The sequence below is a fragment of the Bacteroides sp. OF03-11BH genome, assembly GCF_003604005.1.
Lineage (GTDB): Bacteria > Bacteroidota > Bacteroidia > Bacteroidales > Bacteroidaceae > Bacteroides > Bacteroides ovatus.
Genome location: NZ_QTMW01000040.1, coordinates 20,771 through 41,318 on the forward strand (window position 1 = coordinate 20,771; position 20,548 = coordinate 41,318).

Sequence of the window (20,548 nt, forward strand, 5' to 3'; positions counted from 1 at the left end):
ATTCCATTTGTTTTTCTTTTACCCTTATGTCGTCGTATGTATTCGCTCCAGTTCTTCCCGGATACGGAGTTCGGCGATGTCGCAGTACTCCTTCACGGTCTCGAATCCGATATAGTGCCGTCCCGAACGGATTGCGGCAATGGCAGTCGTTCCGGACCCGATACAGTTGTCCAGCACGGTGTCCCCCTCGTCGGTGTAGGTGCGTATCAGGTACTCGACCAGTGCCACAGGCTTCTGGGTCGGATGATAGAATGCCCCTGTCTTGTGTTCTTTCGGGATGAAAATGACCGATGTCGGATATTTGTTGTCCGCCATGCGTACCGGTACCAGCTTCATCTCCCCGTAGCACCGGTTCGTGAAACTGCCTTCCGTCATGCTGCGTCCATGGTTTCTCCTTTCGGGAGGGCACGGTGTCATCTGCGGATGATACACGGGCTGCTTCATGTAGAACACCAGAATGTCCTCATGCTGGCGCAACGGCATCCGGTTGGCATTGAGATGGCCCGTAACACGGTCCTTCTGCCACACGAGGTTATAGCGCCAGATTCCCGGTTGGGAAAGCATGAGATGCGCGGAGAAGATTCCCTGGGCGAACAGGATGATCGGACTGTCCGGCTTGATAATCCTACGGTACTGCTCCCACAGCGGACCGAGGGGTATCTGCCTGTCCCAACATGCTGACCGGTTGCCGCGGTTCAATACACCGTAAGGCAGGTCGGCGATGATGGCATCGACGCTTCCCTCCGGCATACGGCTCATGCCTTCCAGGCAGTCCATGTTGTATATCTTGTCCGTCTCTATCATATCGCGTTGTTTTTCGGCCCTCCAAGCTGCAGGGCACTCGCCCAAGTACAACGTCCCTTCCGGTTTTCCCGGACCTCACACTCCCAGAAGGTATTCATCTCCGCGTGCTTGAAATTGACCGCCCCGTCTCCCGGCCCGTAAAAGCCGGTGTATTTCTGGAAGGCGAACAAGGCGATTTTCCGCCCGTCCTCTGCCAGAAAGTTGCATATCAGGGCGAAGCGTCCACCTTTCTGCCACCATTGGGTACTCACGAGTTGCCCGACGAATGTTTCGGCCTTGTCGGGAGCGAGGAAGTCATCGTAGTAAAAGCCGTCCGTTCCCTCATGTAGTTTTGAAATATCTGTTTCCATTGTCTCGAACTTTTTTATTTCCTTTTTTCCTGACCATTGACCAGATAGACGAAAGTCCCGTATTTCAGCTTGACCTTGTTTTTCTTGATGGCCTTGCTGATGGCGTTGCTCGTCTTCTGGTAAGCGTTGTTCACCGCTTGCATTCCCCATTGGGCGAGGCTGTTTCCTGTAGTTCCGGTACTCATGCTCATGTTGCCCGACATGGCACTGCTGGCCACATCCTTGCTCGTTTCCCGGAACTGGCTGTTCGGGACATACAGTCCCTCCATACCGTCCGTGTCATAAAGCGCGAGACTGACCTTCACAAGCTCGTCGTCCACAAGGATGCTGTTGATGTTTCCCTTGACACGTCCGGACGAGAAGCCGCTTACCGTGGCGTACAGGTACGTACCGCGTTTCACCACGCACTCGTCTATTTCCACGTCATCCAGCAGGCGCAGCCTGATTCGCGAGCCGTCCACGGCCTTGATGTCCTCGTCTATGATGGCCTGGATCAGCTTCGGTTCACGGGCATCCTTCGCCAGCGTGTTGAAATAGTCCGAGGTGGTCTTCACCTTGCGGACTACCGCGCTGGGCGGTTCGTCTGCCGACGGTGCTTGCACCGGACGTTTCTCCTCGTCGATGGTGCCGGCCTCCGGTACATTCTGCGGCGGAACGGTGTCTGTGGTATCCGCCTCTTCCTGGGGTATCACCATGTTCTGTCCTTTCAGCCGTGCTTCGGCAAGGGCCTTTTCCAACTCCGCGAGTGCTTCCTGTTCACGCTCTTTGGCGGCGGCAATTTCCGCTGCCGCTGCTTTTTCCTGCTGTTGCTCATCGAGCAGGGCGATGTCATCTTGCGTGTATTGTGATTCATATTCTTCCTTGTTTTCATCAGGTTCGTCTCTTTCTATGTTGCCGACCGCCGAGTAGTCCTGTATCTTGCCCCACGATTTCTCCATGTTCTCGTATTTGCTGCCAATGCCGTCATCCTTGATCTGCGCTTCCGGCAGTTCCGGATTCAGGAATTCCGTTGTCTGCAGCGTCTTGTCCGGTATATCCGCCGTTTCGGTATGAAACAGGTCGAATATGAAGTAGGACGCACCGAGCAGAGGGATATAAAGAATGGCAGGGAGCATGTACTTCGGCTGTCTGAAATTGATTTTCTCAAATATCTTTTTCATGGCAAGTCTGTTTTGCTACGGTTTGTATTTCCTGTCCCGGTTTCCCTCAGTTCCTCTTCCTGCAACATCCTGTGCCGCTCCCTCAATACCGAATCCTGCATCTCTGTCGCCGTCCTCTCCGCCGGCTGGTGACGATATACCACCGTTATACGGTAGATGTTCCATGCCAGCCCGCCCAGCACGAAAGCGAACACGATGACCAGAAAAAGAGTACGGTGCACGTTGGCAAAGCCCTGCACCTTGGCTGCCGCCTTGTCTATACGGGTCGCCTTGGCAAACTTGCGTCCGGCTTCCACATCACGCTCATAGCGTTCCTTGTACTTCGGATCATTCCTGTCAGGCATCTTTTCACCCAGCAGCATCCGTCTGAATCCCTTGATGTTCATATCCTTGATTGTTTAATAGTTGCTCTTGCTTTTCTGTTCTATATCCTTGTTAAGGAGAGTGCGCCAGTTCACTATCAGCAGACCGTGAGGGTTGTTCTCCGTTCTCGGTACACGCTTGAGCTGACCGGCAGTCACCAGCTCACGCATCAGGATGTTGCTTCTGCGTTCGATTCGCTGGCGGCCGTAGTAGGTGAACTCCATGGTGCTCTTGTCAAAACGGATGCTGTCACAATAAATCGAGAACACGGCACTCGTGCCGAGGATGTTGGAGTAAAAACCTTTCTCCTTAAGAGTGTTATATTGCGCCAGACCTGTTTCGTCCACCAGGTACATCGCCTTTTCCATCGTGTATTTGATGTATTTGTCATCAGGCGGCAAGGTGAAGAAATAATGGTGGAACATCTCCACATGGCTTTTGGCTTCCACGTCAAGCGTTTCATCCATCGTGGTACGGTTGACAAGAATGGGCACGTTGCCGTCCAGCACGTACACCTTTTTCTGTGCATCCGACACCATTGTCCTGGCTGTCCAGATGCTCGATACGCTGATGATGACACATCCCACGAGAAAGGCCGTGCAGATAATGCCCACCAGCCGTATCTTGTTTTCCAGATGCTTGATAATCATATCGGTTTATTGTCTTTTCCCGTTCAACATCATTACATATTCATCGTGCAGCATCGGCATGACTGTTTCCTGCAGTTCCGCAGCGAGAGCCCCGAACTCATCGGAAAAGACATGCACGTAATGGCCCAGCGTCATGACCTGCACGAATACCCACCAGATACCGCGTTTGCGCACTTTCGCCTTTTTCTGCAACTTGGCCATTTGCAGACGGTAGGTCAGGTAAGCGGCCAGCGGGGCCGCATAACGGTCGTCATACTCGAAGCCTTCGTCAAGGGCTTCATACTCCGGGGTAACCACATGGTTTTCCGGAACTTCGGTAATCTCTTTTCTCATGCGTTCATTCGCGTAGCGCAGGAAGCGTCCGTCCTTGCACCATTCTTTGATTTGTTCTTGTACGTTCATACTTTTTTATTTTTAAGGATTGTTGTTTATATGTTTTTTATCTTATCTCATGATTGCCCCGATACCGCCTGTCGCTGTCATCTTGGCCTGCTGTGCCACGCCTTCTCCAAAATTTCTCGTACTGAAGGCCGTGTCGCCCTCCGGTATCATCCACGCCGCAAGGTCAGGTACAAGGTTCAGACATTTCAAGGCTACAATGCTTGCCGCCATCAGATAACCGGCGGAGAAGAAACTGTTCTGCAGGTAGGCCGCCATTGTCTGCTCGCTGGCCGTGATTGCGGTCAGGTTTTCCACCTGGATGCACAGTACGATGTCGAAAAGGAGCAATACATAGAAGCCCACGAAGTAGAGCATGGCCCCGTAGAAATGTACCGTCAGGTAACGTGTCAGCCATTTTGCCCAGGAACCTTCCCATTTCGGCAGCAGAGAGAACGCCCATTGCAACGGGCCGAATATCGTCAGCATACCGAGCAATATCTGCTGGCAGTAGATCGTAGCCCATTAGCCAATGTATTGAAACGAAGGGAAAATAAAAACAGATAAAATCTATATAAATACTGATTATCAATGTATTATTAACTAATGATGATTTCTGTTGTATTCCTTAAAAATCTCTATTATTCGACATTTTTGTTACCTAAAACGATACTTATATCCGGATTATTTGTTACCTTTGTATATGGATATAAATCATTGATATACAATGGGAAGAAAAAAGAAATCATTAATAGAGAAATCTCCGTTCAAGTTACGTCACCGTAAACTGGCGGACGGACGTTTATCCCTGTTTCTTGACCGTAGTGTAGACGGCGGGCATGAGTACGAGTTTCTGCAACTCTACCTCATGCCGGAAACATCTGCCAAAGCAAGGCGGCAAAATGCGCAGACACTCCGCAAGGCGGAAGATATTCAGCGAGAACGGACAGAAGCCCTGCTCAATGCGAAGGTGGGAACAGTACCGGAAAGCAAATCTTCCGATATGCTGCTGTCCGACTGGATGACCATTGTCCGCAAGAACCACGAACACCGGGAAGCACGCGACCTGAACGGAATCGACAACGCCCGTAAAAACTTGCTGAAATTCCGTGCAGATGTCAGGCTCTGTGATGTGGACAGACAGTTTTACATTGATTATATCGACTGGCTTCGTTCTTCCTGCAAGACCGCATGGGGAAAACAGATTACTCCCAAGACGGCTCATTCCTATTATACCACTTTGCGTACCGCTTTGAACGAGGCTGTACGTGAGAGACTGATTGAATCAAATCCTTGGTACAAACTGGAGATGACCGAGAAAATCAAAGTTCCCGAAAGCAAACGGGATTTTCTGACCATCGAGGAGATAAAGAAAATGATAGCCACGCCATTTTTTAACGAGCAGGTACGGCAGGCATACCTGTTTTCCTGTTTTTGCGGACTTCGTATCAGTGACATACGGAAATTGCGTTGGCGTGACATTTCCATATCAGGCGGGCAATGGCTCGTGTCGGTAGTAATGACAAAGACCACCAATCCCGTTTATATCCCCCTTTCGTCCCAAGCGGTAAAATGGTTGCCGGAACGTAATGGCTGTACACCGGATGGCCTTGTCTTTGGAGGGCTGCCCAATACAAGCAACCTTTGTGTCAGTCTCAAGAACTGGGCTGATAAGGCAGGCGTAAAGAAGAACGTGACATTCCACACGGCACGTCATTCATGTGCGGTGCTGCTGCTGACGCTCGGAGCGGACATCTATACCGTTTCAAAAATCCTCGGCCACCGTTCCGTGCGTGCCACACAGGTTTATGCAAAAATAGTAGACAAGAAAAAGGACGATGCAATCACCTTGGTTGACGACGCATTCTAAATACATTATTATATATGGCAACAACAAAGAAATCGACCAGACTCAAGGAACCGGTAAAGGTGCGCACGAAGAAGCTCGCCGACGGTTCGGAATCCTATTATCTCGACATCTATGTTGACGGAAAACGCAGTTACGAGTTCTTGAAACTGTACCTGTTGCCCGAAATCAATCCTATGGTCAAGGAGCAGAACCGGGCCACAAAAGCGGCGGTAGAGGCCATCAAATCAAAACGCATCATCGAACTGACTCACTCGAAGGCCGGACTGAAAAAGACATCCGTCCGTTCCAAAATGCTACTGGACGACTGGATGGAAGCCTATCTTGCCGAACAGGAACGAAAAGGCGCGAGAGGACTGAAACTGTTACGAACAGTCTGCCGGTTACTTCCCCTTTACAAGAAAAAGGTGAAGATGAGAGAGATTGACAAGGACTGGTGTCTGGGTTTCATCGACTGGATTCAGCACACCTACAAGACCCGGTGGGACAAGCCGCTTTCACCCAAGAGTGCAGCGGACTACGTGGGTTATTTCTCCACCGCACTCAACGCCGCCGTCCGTGCCGAGGTTATCCCGGAGAACCCGATAATGACACTTGCAGCCACAGAACGTATCAAGGTGCCGGAATCCAAACGGGAATACCTGACCATTGACGAAATAAAAGTTCTGATTGACACGGAATGCCCCCGCGAAGACGTGAAACGTGCCTACCTTTTCGCCTGTTACTGCGGTTTGAGGTTGAGCGATGTTTATGCCTTACGATGGAAAGATATTGTTCAGGACGGGGAACAATACCGGATGTCAACCGTGATGCAAAAAACTACCACACCGATTTACTTGCCTCTTTCCCGCCATGCCGTCCGTTGGCTGCCTGAAAGGAACGGTGCGGAAGACGGGCTGCATGTCTTTGCCGGACTCCCGGCAGAACCCAATATCAACAAGGTACTGGCCAAATGGATGGCAACGGCAGGAATCAATAAAAAAATCACCTATCACACGAGCCGCCACACGTTCGCCACAATGATGCTTACCCTCGGTGCGGATCTTTATACCACGAGCAAACTGCTCGGCCATGCCAACGTAAAGACTACGCAGATTTACGCGAAAATCGTTGACAGCAAGAAAGTTGAAGCGGTGAATCTGGTTGATAACGTATTTGGCTGACATCCTGCGTTGTACTCCATTACCACCGTTTTCAGCCTTATTTGAATAATTGCCGAATTTTGACCTTTCCGGCCAGATTTCAATCCGAAGAGGTCAAAACTCGGCATATCTGTTTATCAGATACATAAACCTGAACTTATCTTCTTGATTTAGATAGATAATTTCAGATTTATGGACGCAGTTCATAAACCTCACAAAACCTTATATCTGAATTTACAGCGTAATATTTCATAGATAATATCAAATAAGTGGTTCTAAAATTTGCTTGGGCAATTCCAAATGCGTAATTTTGCATCAAAACATGAAAGTATGGATAAACTTATTGGCCGCGACAAAGAACACGCGGAACTGGAAAGATGCCTGAACTCGGACAGATCGGAGCTGGTCATAGTCTACGGCAGGCGGCGTATCGGAAAGACATTCCTGATTGAAGAATTTTTCGACCGGGAGTTTGATTTCAAATATGTCGGTGCGCATGGAATGACCACCCGCAGACAGTTGAACAACTTCCTGAATGTGCTCAACAGTTATTCGGGAAAAAAGTTCTCCCATTTAAGCAACTGGGATGAAGCCTTTTATGCCCTTGAAGAATACCTGTCGTCCCTGCCCGCTGACCGTAAACGGATTGTGTTCATAGATGAAATGCCTTGGATGGATTCGGGAAAATCCATATTCGTGTCGGCCCTTGAAAACTTCTGGAACGGCTGGGCCATGTCACAGCGGAACATCATGCTTATCGCCACGGGGTCCGCGACCTCATGGATGAAAGACAAGATTGTCGCCAACAAGGGAGGCCTCCATGCCAGAGTGACGTGTAACCTGCATCTGTCCCCGTTCACCCTGAATGAGACGGAGCGGTATCTCGCTACCAGAGGCATCGAATGGGATCGTTACCAGCTTACCCAGACATACATGGTGCTTGGCGGTGTTCCGTTTTATTACAGCCTTCTTGACCCCGCGTTGAGCCTTTCCCAGAATATAGACCGGCTGTTTTTCAATGAAGGCGCACTTTTGAAACTGGAGTTCGAGGAGCTATACAACGCCCTTTTCGACAATGCCGACCTGTACACGTCAATCGTACAACTACTCAGCGAACACGAATCGGGAATGACAAGCAAGGACATATTCCAGTCACTATCATCGAAGAGCAGCAACATAACCAAGGCGATAAAAAACCTTGAAAGGTCCGATATGATAGAGAAATGGCTTCAGTACGGCAACAAACGTCGCGGAGCCGTTTACAGGCTTACGGATTTCTTTTCGCTGTTCTATTTCAAGTTCCTTGCCGACAACCTCTCACACGATGATGAATGGTGGAGCAATCATCTTGATTCCGGAAATGTATTCGACTGGATGGGTAGCAGTTTCGAGCTTGTCTGCATGAGACATCATAAACAGATCAAGTCGGCTTTGGGAATAAGGGGCATGGCTACATCCTTGTCCACATGGCAGGTCAAGCCCAATAAGGAGGAAGGAATGCCCGGCGGACAAATAGACATGATAATAGAGCGGGCTGACCGGATCATACACCTGTGCGAGATGAAATTCTGCATGGACACATACCGTATCAAGCCCGAATACGAACGCCGGTTGCGTGACCGTTCCGGTTTGTTCAGGGAACTTACCAAGACCAACAAGACACTGGTTCATACCTTTATCACGACGTATGGTGTGGCCAATGGCAAGAACAGAAGCATCGTCCACAGCGAGGTGACGATGGACGACCTTTTCAATTCCTGACGATTATGATGATACGGCAAATAACACAACGGTTGCACGAAGTGAACACGCTTCTTGCAACTTACGGACAAGGCGTCTTGTCTTTTGAACAGGCCTTGCCGCCGTCCCTGTTCTATCAGGATTTCAACGACACGAACCTTCTTGTCAAGGAGGCAGCCTGTCTGGTAAAGGAGAACCCCGGACAACTTCTGGACTTTTCTTCTTCCCTTCTTTCGGAAACGAACAAATACCTTTCACTCGACAGGACACCGTTGCAGACAGTGAACTTTGAAGCCCTTTTCGAGGAATATCTAAGCCCCTTTGAACACCGGTACGAGGAAGCGAAAACAGCCGCCACAGAACTTTGGCGCGAGTATTCGGCAATGAGTAACCGGTTGGATTTCCTGCCTCTGGATTCGGAAGAATACAGGTCGCTCGACACGGAGTGCGGAGTAGCAAAGGCAAAATATGACCAAGCTCATGCACACGCAAACCTATCATATAAGGAATGGCAGCAGGAGCGTGACCGGAATTTCTGTGTCTGGTGCTTCAAACCGGTATTCCTCGACGTGCTGGTGGAGCGTCTGCAAGGAATCGCCGGAAGCATCATCTCCGACATCAGACGCGTGAAGGAGGGCAACCCATGAACCGTGCAGGCCTGCTGCAAGAGACCACCGCATGGATGGATACCGTTGACCTCGCCCTGTGCCTGTTCATTTACGAGGTGTGCAACGACTACCAGTTCGAGTATCTGTCGGGCAGCGACTTCGTGAACTTCCTGAACCTGAAACCCACCGAACGGGAGGTCATCGTGCGCCCGAAAGAGAACCTTCGCATCTGTTACATGGTGTTTTCCATCGCCCGTACCATCAGGCCGCGAGAGCGCGGGAAACTCTGGTCGGAAGAGTTCCTGAAACGCTGCGGCATATCCAAATCCTACTACGACAAGCACCGCAGCGATGTTTGCAACAATGCTGCCACCAAAGAGAATCAAGATTTCCGCAAATCCATCGACAAGGCCGTTGAAAACGCAAGACGGCTGAAAGGTACCCCATAACCGCCCGTCGTTTCCCCATTCAGCCCGGTATCTTCCCATTATAGCTATACGCTATACCGTTCATACACAACGGTATGGCGCATTTTCTTTTCATGCACTTTCCCCATTCGTCCCCCATTGGCCCACCTTGGAGCAAACTTAACTTTGCATCGGAAACAGAAGAAAGGAAAAGTCTGAAAAAACAGCAGATTCCGATTCTACGAAAGTACAAGTAACAATAAAAATGAACGTATATGGAAAGTGAACGTAATTTGATGACCACCACGGAAGCAGCCCGTTACCTCGGACTGAAGCCAAGCTATCTCTACAAGATGATGATGCGCCGCGCAATCCCTTACTACAAGCCGGGCGGCAAGCTGTGCTTCTTCGCCAAGGAAGACCTCGACGCATGGCTGAAACGGGTACGGGTGAAATCGCAGGTCGAGATCGACAGCGAGGCATCCCACTATCTGGTAACACATGAGAAAAACAAATGATTCATCAACCTTTTTTAGAACAATGCAGTTATGGACAATTCAAAGAACATGGAACCGGGTATCAGGAATGCCACGGTTCAGGAATCCCCGAACAAGGAACAGAGAAAGAAAGAGAGCAGACCCGTAATCAGCGCGAAGGCACAGACCATTCTGGACTTTCTTCGCGGCTGTTCCCCCTACGAGGCCGATTCCATACGGGTAATGGTCGGTTACGGGACGGGCAACGGCGATACCGCAACGATTGAGGCGACGGACATGTTGGCTGTCAACCGCTTTCTCAATCACGGGCTTGCCAAAGAAAACGGAACAAGTAACGAGGCCGTGATGAAACACCGTCAGGAACGTGCGCAAAAACTGTTGGAAGCCGTCAAGGATTTCGTTGACATCGGCCAGCTCTGCCGCGTCAGCATCGTGCTGATGAAAATCTCTTCCGACTTCAAGGCGGTGGAGGACGCACGGGGACACCTGCAATCCCAACCCGCCGCCAACGTGAACCGGAACTGATGTCAAAACCGGAACGGGGTATCGGACGGACAAGGAAACTCCCGCACGCACTATCTCATTGAAACTGTTGTAGGTTTTCCGATACTCCATTCCCTTATTTTTTATTGAATTATGCAAGAAAACAAGAGGAACAAGGAAACATCCCTTTTCAAAAAGCCGCAGGGCTTCCGTACAGTCCGCATCCACTTTACCGCAGAGGCAATCGAATGGCTCGGAGGGACAACGAAAGATGACGACGGCAATACAATCGGCAACCATACTCTTTTTTATGACCTGCTCTCACGGATGCGACTGTCCCCCGGCAGGGGCGATTCATTCCGCAGGCCGCAGGAATTGCAGCCCGGACAGTTCCAGTTCTCGGAAACCAGACTCGCGGAGGAATGGAACATAGGGAGAAAAAGAATCCGCAATCTCCTTGCAACGATGGAAAAGCTGGGCATGATAGCGGTGGACGCTTCCAAAACCGCTTCCGTCGCTTCCATGACCTGTGTCGAGGAATGGACGGACTTTCAGAACTTCCACGTCGTAAACCTTTGCAATCCCGCCCTGAATGGTATTCGAACGGCATCTGAACGGCCTTTGAATGGCATTTTATCCGGCAGCGGAGGCACGCCGCAGGAGAGGTGAAAACGTCTTTCAGTTTCGAGATATGCCAAGGTATCACCTCCCTTCGGTCAGTCATCCCTTGGCGCTCTCGCGGCTCACTGGCAGTTCGCCGGTGGCGGCGCTCGCAGGCTCGCACCGCTTAACCCTTATAAAACAACAGTTATGACAGAAGACAATAAGCAAGACACATCATTTCCGTCCGGCGGCAGCCGCACCGAATACATCGGAGCCAAAGTCACCGTGGAACAGAAACAGTACATCCGCCGCCTTGCCGCCGAGTGCGGCATGACCGTCAGCAGCTACGTGCTGGCAAGAGCTTTCAACTACAGGCCGAAAGCGAGGCTGACGGCAAGGCAGGAGGCGGTCATGGAGACCCTTATAGGATGCCGCAGCGACCTCGTGAACTACACGTCCGCGCTCCGTGGCATGAACCCCGAAAAGCGCAGACAGATGTTTAACAGTTACCCTTTCATGCTCGAATGGCTCAAGGAACTCGGCAGGCTGGCCGAGCGTGTCACGGACGTGCTCGACAAGGTACGGTTTTCCAACCGCCTGCCCGACGGGACAAGGAACGGTGAAGACAGGGAGGACGAGCCATGATAGGGAAAGCGAAATCCATCTCCCACGGGATAAATGACATCAGGTACATCACGGGAGAATCGAGGAACAAGAAACATCCCGAACGCATCTTCCACGTGGGGGACAATCTGCTGCCGCCCGGTCTGGATGCCACGGGTATATGGGATTCTATGCGGCTGACGCTGGAGAAGTCCAAACGGGTCAAAAATTCCGTCATCCGCATCGAGGTCAGCCCTGCGCCGGAACACACCAAAGACTTTACCATCGACGACTGGCAAAGGTTGTGGGACGACTTCACGGATGAGTTCGACAACATCGAACTGCTTGACAAGAACGGCAAGACCTATTCCCCGAAAACCGCCCTCAAAGGCAGCAAGGGCACGGTGTGGCTGCATCTGGAATCCAAGAGCGGCATTCCCCACCTTCACGGTGCGTTCTGCCGTATCGACGAACGGGGGAATATCAACAACGACCATGACATACACCTGCGGGCACAGCGGGCAGCCGAGCGTGTGGCCCTGAAACGGGGCTGGACGACTGCCGCCGAAGTACGTGAGACGAACATCGGGCAGGTGAACCGGGACTGCATGGAAACCCTGCAATCCATGGAAAGCTGGTCATGGGACGAGTACGTGGCCAGACTCCGGAGCAAGGGATATGAGTTTTGGGAGCTGCGCGACAACAAGAAGATATTGCGCGGTTACGTGCTGAAGAAAGGCAACGCCAGATACAAGGCTTCCGAACTCGGCAGGGGGCGCAACCTCATGGCGACCAAACTTGAAAGCACGTGGAAAAAGCTGCACGCGGCTCCCAAGACAAGGACTGTTTCGACACAGCCCGCCGCAGGGAAATCTATACCGACTACACCCCGGACGATTCCGGTTCACGCACAAGGAACGACACCGGTTCCGCAATACACCGGCTATCGTCCCGGTACCAGCCCGTACCATATCGACATCGACGGGGAAAGCCGCCGGTTCTTCATTCCCGATGAAGCGTTGGACGTATTCAATGACGAGTTCGACTACCGGGAGACAGCCAACAGCCGTGACCTCACGGACATGGCTGCGGCACTTTTCGTCGGGATGCTCGATACTCCGGCGGTTCCTTCGGGAGGTGGTGGCGGCAGTTCCAACGACCTGCCTTGGGGAAGACGCGAGGACGAGGACGAACGGGAATGGGCACGCCGGTGCGCCCGTGAAGCGGCAAGGGTAATCGGAAAGAAACCGAAGACAGGACGAAAAAGATAACAGCCTATGAATAAAAAATTCGATTTCTCGGAAATAGACGGGGCACTTCCGACTGCCGAAAAAATGCAGGAGCAAGACCGCATAATCGATGCGCTGAAAAACAATTATGAAGCTGTCCGCATTCTTAGTGCCAACGTGGAAAAGCTCGAAAACAGACTTTCGGAAGCCCTGCCCAAAATGGACGGGGCTGTTTCTTCCCTGCGTGGGGCAAGCACGGTCACACTCGGCGAGGAAGCGAGAAAGACGCTTGAACAGGAGGGAGAGAAAATCTGCCGGAAGATGGCCGACAGGATGGAACGGGAATGCGCAAGGCTAGCCGGACGCCTCTCGGCGAATGACCGTGTGCTTATCTCCGCAACCGCTTTCTGGTGTATGGTAGAGGCAATCATCTCCCTCGCGGCGGCTTTCGTTTGTACCTGCGCCGCGAACGCTCGTCTTATACATAGCATATTGCTGTGGGAAGTACTCGGCTGTACCGCTGCTTTTCTCGTTGTCTGTGTCACGTTGACCATTTTTATATGCAGCAAGTTAAGACGAGAATGAAACATTACCAATTAAATAAATATAAGTATGACAACAGTAAAGGTGAAATTCCGCCCGTCAACAGTCGAAGGCCGTCCGGGCACTATCGTTTATTTTGTAACTCACCGCCGTGTCGTCAGGCAAATCACAACCGGTTATAAGGTGTTCTCTCATGAATGGGATGATAAACAGTCAAGACCTGTTTCGGCACCGGCTGGCGAACGGATAACCGTTATTCAGACAATAATCCGAAAACTGGAGGAGAATTTGGAAAAGCTGAACAGGATTATTGAAAGATTCGATCTGCTACGACGAGGTTATTCATCTGAAGATATAATTATGGAGTTCCGGTGCACCGAAAAAGAAAATACCCTTTTTATATTCATGGAGAATCTCATCGAGCGACTCTGCCAATTAAATCACATCGGTACGGCCAAGAACTACCATACCGCACTCGGCAGCTTCAAATGATTCCGGGATAACAAGGACGTTCCGTTGGCAGTAATAGACCAGATGATAATGGAAGATTATCAGGTATACCTGAAATATACATTGACTGTTATAGTAAATAACTAAATATTTTTAGAGCATTGCGTATCAGTAATATATTAAATGTGATGATTTCTAGGTCTTAATAAAGAAGCAATAGTTATTTATGAGATATAAAGAACTTATCATTTTACAAAAAATAGGAAGGTAAAAATACATATAATACCCCTTTGTAGGTAATATTTCCTTATCATAAATGATTATGTATAACAATCTAATATAAATTAATATCAACTGACTACTAATACGATAGCTACACACAATAAATAGAAATATATAATTTAAGTAATATTATATGCATACAACAATTTATTAAAAATACCTAATAATTGGTATTGATGGATTTAGCTAAACAAACGAACTTTGCGGGCAAAAAATAAAGCAAGATGGAAAACCTATATGAATTGTTGGAAGAAGCAGCACATAAAGTGCCGACAAAAGGAATTGTTATTGTAAATAATAGTCAATGTGATCTTTTTCTAACTTATTCAGAGTTACGAGAAAAATCTAGAAAAATAGCTTTTATTTTAAAATCTTACTATCAAGTAAAGCCTGTCAGTAAGATAATAATCTCTGTTGAAAAATCCGAAAATTTTATATTATTATTTTGGGGATGTGTTATGGCAGGTTGTATACCCGTTTTAATGCCTTCTGTACAATTCAGTAATAAGAACTCTATTGCTTTTGAACGCCTAAAGAATGCAATTGATATATTAGGTGTAGTTACACTTATAACAAATGATATTAATCTATTTGAATATTATAAATCTTCATTTCATAAAGCTGTGTGTGTTGAAGATATTATGAAACAATTGGATTTGTTGCAAGATTATTCTTTACACATACCTAAAAGAGATAGTAAAGATTTATGTGTTATTCAGTTTTCATCAGGAAGTACAGGGGCACCCAAAGGAGTCATGCTTAGTTTTAACAATATTTTAACTAATTTGAAAATAAAAACTCTTGCGGATGAAATTACAACTGAAGATACTTTGATTCACTGGATGCCATATTTTCATGATTATGGTCTATTTGGAAATCATTTGGTTTGTTTGTATAACCAAATTACAGAAATAAAAATAGAGCCTTTTTCCTTTTTAAGAGATCCTTTGATTTTTCTAAAGAAAATTTCCGAATATCAAGTAAGTATTTGTGGCGGTACGACACCTTCAGGATTGGATTTGTTAATTCAAAAGTTAGAACAATCTAATGACATAAAAGAATTGGATTTATCTCAAGTGAAGACTCTTTCAATTGGAGCAGAAATGGTTCCATCTAATTTATACGTCCGATTATCCCCCCTTTTTCAACTTGGGTTTAATCGAAATGCATTCCGCCCTTCATATGGAATGGCTGAAACAACATTGATTGTTTCTTCCTGTTTACCGGGTTATGGAAATAAAAATATAAGAATAAATAGAGAGGCGTTCTATGAAGGGATTATCAAATTAGTCGATAAACAACAAGATTTTTGTGAATTTGTTAGTGCAGGTAGAATATTACCAGGCTTACAAGTACGCATTGTTAAAGACGGTATTCCTCAAAATAATTTAAATTTAGGAGAGATTCAAGTAAAAGGCGCTTGTGTCATGTCTGGTTATTATAATGACATACAATCAACAGATGAAGTATTAAAAGACGGTTGGTTAAGTACAGGAGATTTGGGCTTTTTTGATTATAACAATATTCTTTATATAGTAGGTCGAAAAAAGGAAACAATTATAGTAAATGGACAAAACTTTCATCCTTTTGATTTAGAAAATTGTGTCTTAGAGAAATTTGGTCTTTCAATTGAAAAAACTGTATTTACATCTTTTTATTCTTCTACAGAAAATCGTGAAATTGTACTTCATTTCTTTGTATTATCAAGAAAAATGTCGGAAGAACAAATAAGACAATTAATAAATGAATGTAACGCATTTCTAGCAGACAAAGTTGGATTTGCTCCAGAATACTCTATAAAGATAAAAAAAGGAGAAATACTCAGAACTTCTAGCTCTAAAATAAAACGTCGATCTATGGCAAAGTATTTTGAGCAAGGACAGTATAATAAATCAATTGTAAAACTAAACAAAGAATCTCATAATATGGATTATTTATTGGTTCTCAAAAAAATATGGTCAGAAGTTTTAAAAACAAACCTCATTCATATAGAAGATAACTTCTTTTCTTTAGGAGGAGACTCAATACGCAGTATGATGGCTGTTTCTAAACTTGAAGAACTGTTAAATATTAAATTAGAAAATAGTTTCTTCTATAAATATCCGACCTTAGTCTCTCAAAAACATTATCTTGAACAATATTTATTAAAAGAACTTCAATCTCCTTTAAATGAATATGAACTGTTAGTTCGAGAGTTTATCAGCGAAGAAATAGGAATTCCCTCTTTAGAAATACAATATACAGAAAATATTATAACTAAAGTGACTTCTTTTGCCGCTGTATATCAAATGATGAAGCGCTTAACTGAAGTTTTTGATAAAATAACATTAGATGATATAAAAGATAAAACTTGTATACGAGATATAGCACAAACCATTAAGGAACGCTATGTAACTCCAGAGGGGTATTCTTTTCCGTTAATGGATTTCCAAGAAACATTATTCTATCACAGTAAAAGTTTTATCCGTAATGAACCGACAGGATTAAGTTGTTATATCATTTGTCGGACACAATTGAAAGGTTTTTTTGATCCAGCATGTTGGGACAAGACGTTAAATCACATTATTAACTGTCATCCATTGTTACATTCTATTCTTTCCGAAGAGTCGGATAAACCTGAGATGATAACTCTTCCTGAATATCCGACATTTAAAAGTTCTTATGAAGATATAACTTCAATGAACAAAGAACAACAGGAAACATTCTTTTTACAAAAGGACGAAAAAGATCATGATCACAGATTTGACCTTAAAGAGTATCCTTTATTCTATTGTAATATTTATAAAACAGGGGAAGATGAACATGAATTAATTATACATATTGATCACCAGATAATTGATGGTTTCAGCTTTTTTCAATTCCTTCAAGAATTAACATCAACTTATGATCAGTTTATCGCTGGTAAAGAAATAACTGTTGAACAAGAAAAAGGTCTAACTTTTTCTGACTATGTTTTTGTGGAGAGATTCAGAAGGCAAACAAAGCGATATCAGAATGCAATGGATTTTGCCCTAAAGGTGTTTAAAGATTTACCAGAGAAAATATCTATTCCCACGAAATGTCAGCCATCTTTAATAAATAAAGTCCATTTTAATACCTTACATACGGAATTGGATTCTTTATTGATGAATAAAGTTCTTGAAATCAGTTCTCATACTTCTGGTATATGCCTTAATTCCTTACTTATGGCATGCTATTTTAAACTGATGAATTTGTGGTCTGGACAAAATGATCTCATTATCAACATGCCTGTATTTAACAGGGAACAGCATTTACCTAATGCAAAAAATATAATAGGTAGTTTTCTTGATATTTTCCCTGTCCGTATCCAAACATCTCCACAAGAACCGATTGTTTCTATTGCACGTAAGATAGAACAATTTGTACGAACCATGCTTGAGTATCCAATATCTTCAATAGAATTGTCCAGAAAAATCGCAGAACAGGAAGGCTTAAAACAAAGCTCTTTGAGTGCAATTATTTTTAGTAATTCTATCAATATGCTTCCCAAAGGTATCAGTCATTCATCTAGATATTTGACAATTGGTGCGCCTAAAGTACAGACAGGTGCACCTGGTACTTATATAGACCTTGTTATGTATACATGGGAAAATAAATGGTGTTTTGATTGGAATTATGTTCGTGAGCTATTTGATGCGGAATACATACAACTACTTTCTGAACAATTCACGTCTATGCTTAACCAATTGGTAGATGATACAAACACTAAGGGATACGAAGAGCGTTCATGTTCAAATATACTCCCTCTCTTCTATATAAAATTATTGGAGCAAACAAATAAAACAGAACATGCTTATCCTCTTAAAACAATATATGAACAGATCAGTAATACTGTAGATTTGTATCCTAATAGAGAGGCGATCTCTTATCAAGGAGTTTCTTTAACTTATACAGAGTTTTGGAAAAAAGCTAATCAGATGGCGCATTTCTTACGTTCTCTTGGAGTGGTACGAAATTCTAAGGTTGCTTTATTACTGAACAGAACGCTTGATTTGCCTATAGTACAACTTGGAATTCTTTTAGCAGGTGGGGCGTATGTGCCAATTGACCCTTCTTATCCTTCGGATAGAATACAGTATATGATAAATGACTGTGGAGCAGAAGTTCTTGTAACTCAAGGAATACATGTAGACAATATTAATAGTTCATATACCCCCAACATTAAACATTGTGTGTTACTTGATGATGATTCTATTCCTTTACCTGATACATATCGTCGATACACCGTAAATGATATAAATAGTCAATCTATGGATAATATAGTACCTTGTAATACTCCTGATGATTTGATTTATATGATTTATACTTCTGGTTCAACAGGACAACCTAAAGGTACAATGCTTAGGCATAGAAATGTATCCAATTTTTTGAATTATGAGAAAGAAGCGTTTAATGTAAACTGTAATAACAGGTTTGCTTTAATAACATCGTATTCCTTTGATATGACTGTTACTTCTAATTGGCTACCTTTCATTGCCGGAGCTTCTTTACACATTCTTTCCGATAATGCAACTAAAGATATAGAGAAACTTCTGTATTTTATAGATGAAGAAAAAATCAATTTTTTGAATGTAACTCCCTCTCATTTTTCAATGTTGGTAAATACGTTGGGATTTTTGGAGAGACCTGTAAACCTATCACCCAATATGACTATTATGCTGGGTGCTGAAATTATCAATGTTTCGGATATAAACAGGTGGTTAGAAAATTATCCTTTGCACAAATTTATTAATGAATACGGCCCTACAGAAACAACGGTGGCTTCCACTTTTTATCCTATCCCGATTGAAGAAGACGGCAAATGTCATTTAAATATAGTTCCAATAGGGAAACCGATTTATAATACACAAGTATATGTATTAAATGATAATTTAGAATATACACTACCAGAAGTTCCTGGTATCCTTTATATTGGAGGCGAGGGAGTGTCATGTGGTTATTTGAATAAAGAAGAGAAAACGAAATCTGTATTTATCAATAATCCTATTACTCATGAAGGAATTGTATATAATACAGGAGACGTTGTAAAGATGACTGTAACTGGCGATATTGTATTTGTAGGACGTAAAGATTTTCAAGTAAATGTCAGAGGGTATAGAATTGAATTAGGAGAAATAGAGAATGCTTTATTAAAAGTATCAGGTATTACAGAGGCTTGTGCAGAGATTCAATATGATGTAAACAAACAGCCTGTAGTTGTAGCTTTTTATGTTACAGCAAATAATTGTGATTTAGAATACAAGGATATAATGTCTGTTCTGCAAATGAAGATACCTCACTATATGTTACCTTCCGCAATGGCTAGAATAGAGCAGATTCCAATTTCTGCCAATGGAAAAACAGACAAGAAGCAATTACCCAATATTGCGAATCAGAAACAAAATTTTGTTAAAAGGGATATTGTAGGTCCAAGGAATGAAAGGGAAAAACAAATAACCTTAATCTGGGAAAAGGTATTAGGGATACCAGAGGTAGGTGTATTTGATAATTTCTGGGATATAGGAGGCGACTCTATCCGATCTGTAAGGTTAATAAAAGAATTAAAGGAGGTCGGATTAACCAACATCAAATTAAAAGATTTATTCGATAAACCTACGATAGCCGAACTGCTTGAACAAGAAATAGAGAATAATAAAGTTGAGAATCTCATTTGTATGAAAAAGGTTTCTACTCCATATGCAAAACTTATATGTCTTCCATATGCAGCAGGAACCCCTGGTATGTATAGTACATTTTCTGGGGATTTTACCGGAGAAATCAACTTATATACAGTACAATATCCGGGACATGGAGATGGACGTGAGATAAAGTCCTCTGTAGAAGAAGTTGGTGCGCTATTAGCCAATGAACTGAAAGAGGCTGATAAAGAGATTCCTTTGTTTATCATGGGATATTCTTACAGTTGCTATATTGCTTATGATATCTGTAAACGATTTGAACAAGAAAATATTCCGATACAGGGTATTATAATGATTGGTGGAACTCCTCCTACATTGCGTGATGACTTAATGCAATTCTTTTCAAATGACGATAATGCCCTTTTGGATTATTCACGTGCAAAAGATCTGTTGAATGAAGAATTGATCGCAACTTTATCAGATGAAGAAAAACATGAATATTTGCATGAGTTGAGAATGAATACTGTAGCAATGGTAAATTACAAGTTTCTTGATTGTAAATTGAAAACCCCATTATGTTCCATCGTCGGTAGAGAGGATGAGCCTACAATTCGAAACAATCAACATCTATGGAATAATTACTTTCAGAAAGTTTCTTTCCACCAATTGCCAGGAGGGCATGTTCTTATTACAAAATATCATGCGGAATTAGCTAAGTTGATAATGAATTATATAGAATTGCATGTATAA

General features: G+C 44.8%; 19 protein-coding genes and 1 pseudogene. 13 read left to right on the forward strand and 7 right to left on the reverse strand.

Going from position 1 to position 20,548, the window contains the following annotated elements; all coding sequences use genetic code 11:
• Positions 1-24: 24 nt before the first annotated feature.
• The 7 genes and pseudogenes from DXA54_RS21545 to DXA54_RS21575 all read right to left on the reverse strand — a co-directional run.
• The gene (locus tag DXA54_RS21545) at positions 25-804 is read right to left on the reverse strand and encodes a DNA-methyltransferase (RefSeq protein ID WP_005807102.1); all 780 of its coding nucleotides are present in this window, start codon (positions 802-804) and stop codon (positions 25-27) included.
• A complete protein-coding gene (locus DXA54_RS21550; protein WP_005807100.1) occupies positions 801-1,154 on the reverse strand; it encodes a hypothetical protein in 354 nt (117 codons plus the stop codon). The genes DXA54_RS21545 and DXA54_RS21550 overlap by 4 nt, the downstream gene beginning before the upstream one ends.
• A gap of 14 nt (positions 1,155-1,168) precedes the next feature.
• On the reverse strand, positions 1,169-2,314 hold the full coding sequence (gene traM / locus DXA54_RS21555; RefSeq protein ID WP_007216014.1) for a conjugative transposon protein TraM: 1,146 nt from the start codon (positions 2,312-2,314) through the stop codon (positions 1,169-1,171).
• Positions 2,311-2,700, reverse strand: coding sequence for a hypothetical protein (locus DXA54_RS21560; protein ID WP_005807095.1), 390 nt, complete (start codon positions 2,698-2,700; stop codon positions 2,311-2,313). Before DXA54_RS21560 ends, traM begins: the two co-directional genes overlap by 4 nt.
• A gap of 12 nt (positions 2,701-2,712) precedes the next feature.
• Complete coding sequence (traK, locus tag DXA54_RS21565) at positions 2,713-3,327, reverse strand: conjugative transposon protein TraK (protein ID WP_007216015.1); 615 nt, start codon at positions 3,325-3,327, stop codon at positions 2,713-2,715.
• A 6-nt stretch (positions 3,328-3,333) separates the two neighbouring features.
• Positions 3,334-3,729, reverse strand: coding sequence for a hypothetical protein (locus DXA54_RS21570; protein WP_032528637.1), 396 nt, complete (start codon positions 3,727-3,729; stop codon positions 3,334-3,336).
• Between the two features lie 42 nt (positions 3,730-3,771).
• Positions 3,772-4,230: pseudogene (locus DXA54_RS21575) on the reverse strand (hypothetical protein); the annotation flags it as partial.
• 202 nt (positions 4,231-4,432) lie between these two features.
• Between DXA54_RS21575 and DXA54_RS21580 the strand changes: the two are divergent.
• The 13 genes from DXA54_RS21580 (at position 4,433) to DXA54_RS21640 (ending at position 20,548) form a co-directional block, all read left to right on the forward strand.
• Complete coding sequence (locus tag DXA54_RS21580) at positions 4,433-5,575, forward strand: site-specific integrase (protein ID WP_004292635.1); 1,143 nt, start codon at positions 4,433-4,435, stop codon at positions 5,573-5,575.
• A 14-nt stretch (positions 5,576-5,589) separates the two neighbouring features.
• On the forward strand, positions 5,590-6,735 hold the full coding sequence (locus tag DXA54_RS21585) for a site-specific integrase (RefSeq protein WP_004292636.1): 1,146 nt from the start codon (positions 5,590-5,592) through the stop codon (positions 6,733-6,735).
• 309 nt (positions 6,736-7,044) lie between these two features.
• Positions 7,045-8,475 carry an AAA family ATPase gene (locus DXA54_RS21590; protein WP_004292637.1) on the forward strand — a complete coding sequence of 477 codons (1,431 nt, stop codon included), beginning with the start codon at positions 7,045-7,047 and terminating at the stop codon, positions 8,473-8,475.
• A 5-nt stretch (positions 8,476-8,480) separates the two neighbouring features.
• Complete coding sequence (locus DXA54_RS21595) at positions 8,481-9,101, forward strand: hypothetical protein (protein WP_004312206.1); 621 nt, start codon at positions 8,481-8,483, stop codon at positions 9,099-9,101.
• The gene (locus DXA54_RS21600; protein ID WP_004312207.1) at positions 9,098-9,511 is read left to right on the forward strand and encodes a hypothetical protein; all 414 of its coding nucleotides are present in this window, start codon (positions 9,098-9,100) and stop codon (positions 9,509-9,511) included. The genes DXA54_RS21595 and DXA54_RS21600 overlap by 4 nt, the downstream gene beginning before the upstream one ends.
• A 233-nt stretch (positions 9,512-9,744) precedes the next feature.
• Positions 9,745-9,987, forward strand: coding sequence for a helix-turn-helix domain-containing protein (locus DXA54_RS21605; protein WP_004292639.1), 243 nt, complete (start codon positions 9,745-9,747; stop codon positions 9,985-9,987).
• Between the two features lie 30 nt (positions 9,988-10,017).
• On the forward strand, positions 10,018-10,491 hold the full coding sequence (locus tag DXA54_RS21610; RefSeq protein WP_004292640.1) for a hypothetical protein: 474 nt from the start codon (positions 10,018-10,020) through the stop codon (positions 10,489-10,491).
• Between the two features lie 111 nt (positions 10,492-10,602).
• A complete protein-coding gene (locus tag DXA54_RS21615) occupies positions 10,603-11,118 on the forward strand; it encodes a hypothetical protein (RefSeq protein WP_005942618.1) in 516 nt (171 codons plus the stop codon).
• Between the two features lie 141 nt (positions 11,119-11,259).
• Positions 11,260-11,697 (forward strand): plasmid mobilization protein, encoded by a 438-nt coding sequence (locus DXA54_RS21620; RefSeq protein WP_004292642.1) that lies wholly within the window; start codon positions 11,260-11,262, stop codon positions 11,695-11,697.
• The gene (locus DXA54_RS21625) at positions 11,694-12,926 is read left to right on the forward strand and encodes a hypothetical protein (RefSeq protein ID WP_004292643.1); all 1,233 of its coding nucleotides are present in this window, start codon (positions 11,694-11,696) and stop codon (positions 12,924-12,926) included. The genes DXA54_RS21620 and DXA54_RS21625 overlap by 4 nt, the downstream gene beginning before the upstream one ends.
• Before the next feature lie 6 nt (positions 12,927-12,932).
• Entirely contained in the window at positions 12,933-13,469 is a 537-nt protein-coding gene (locus DXA54_RS21630) for a hypothetical protein (protein WP_118420358.1), read from the forward strand.
• 27 nt (positions 13,470-13,496) lie between these two features.
• On the forward strand, positions 13,497-13,919 hold the full coding sequence (locus DXA54_RS21635) for an integrase (protein WP_004312210.1): 423 nt from the start codon (positions 13,497-13,499) through the stop codon (positions 13,917-13,919).
• 464 nt (positions 13,920-14,383) lie between these two features.
• Positions 14,384-20,548: a non-ribosomal peptide synthetase gene (locus DXA54_RS21640; protein WP_005942627.1), complete on the forward strand. Its 6,165-nt coding sequence runs from the start codon at positions 14,384-14,386 to the stop codon at positions 20,546-20,548.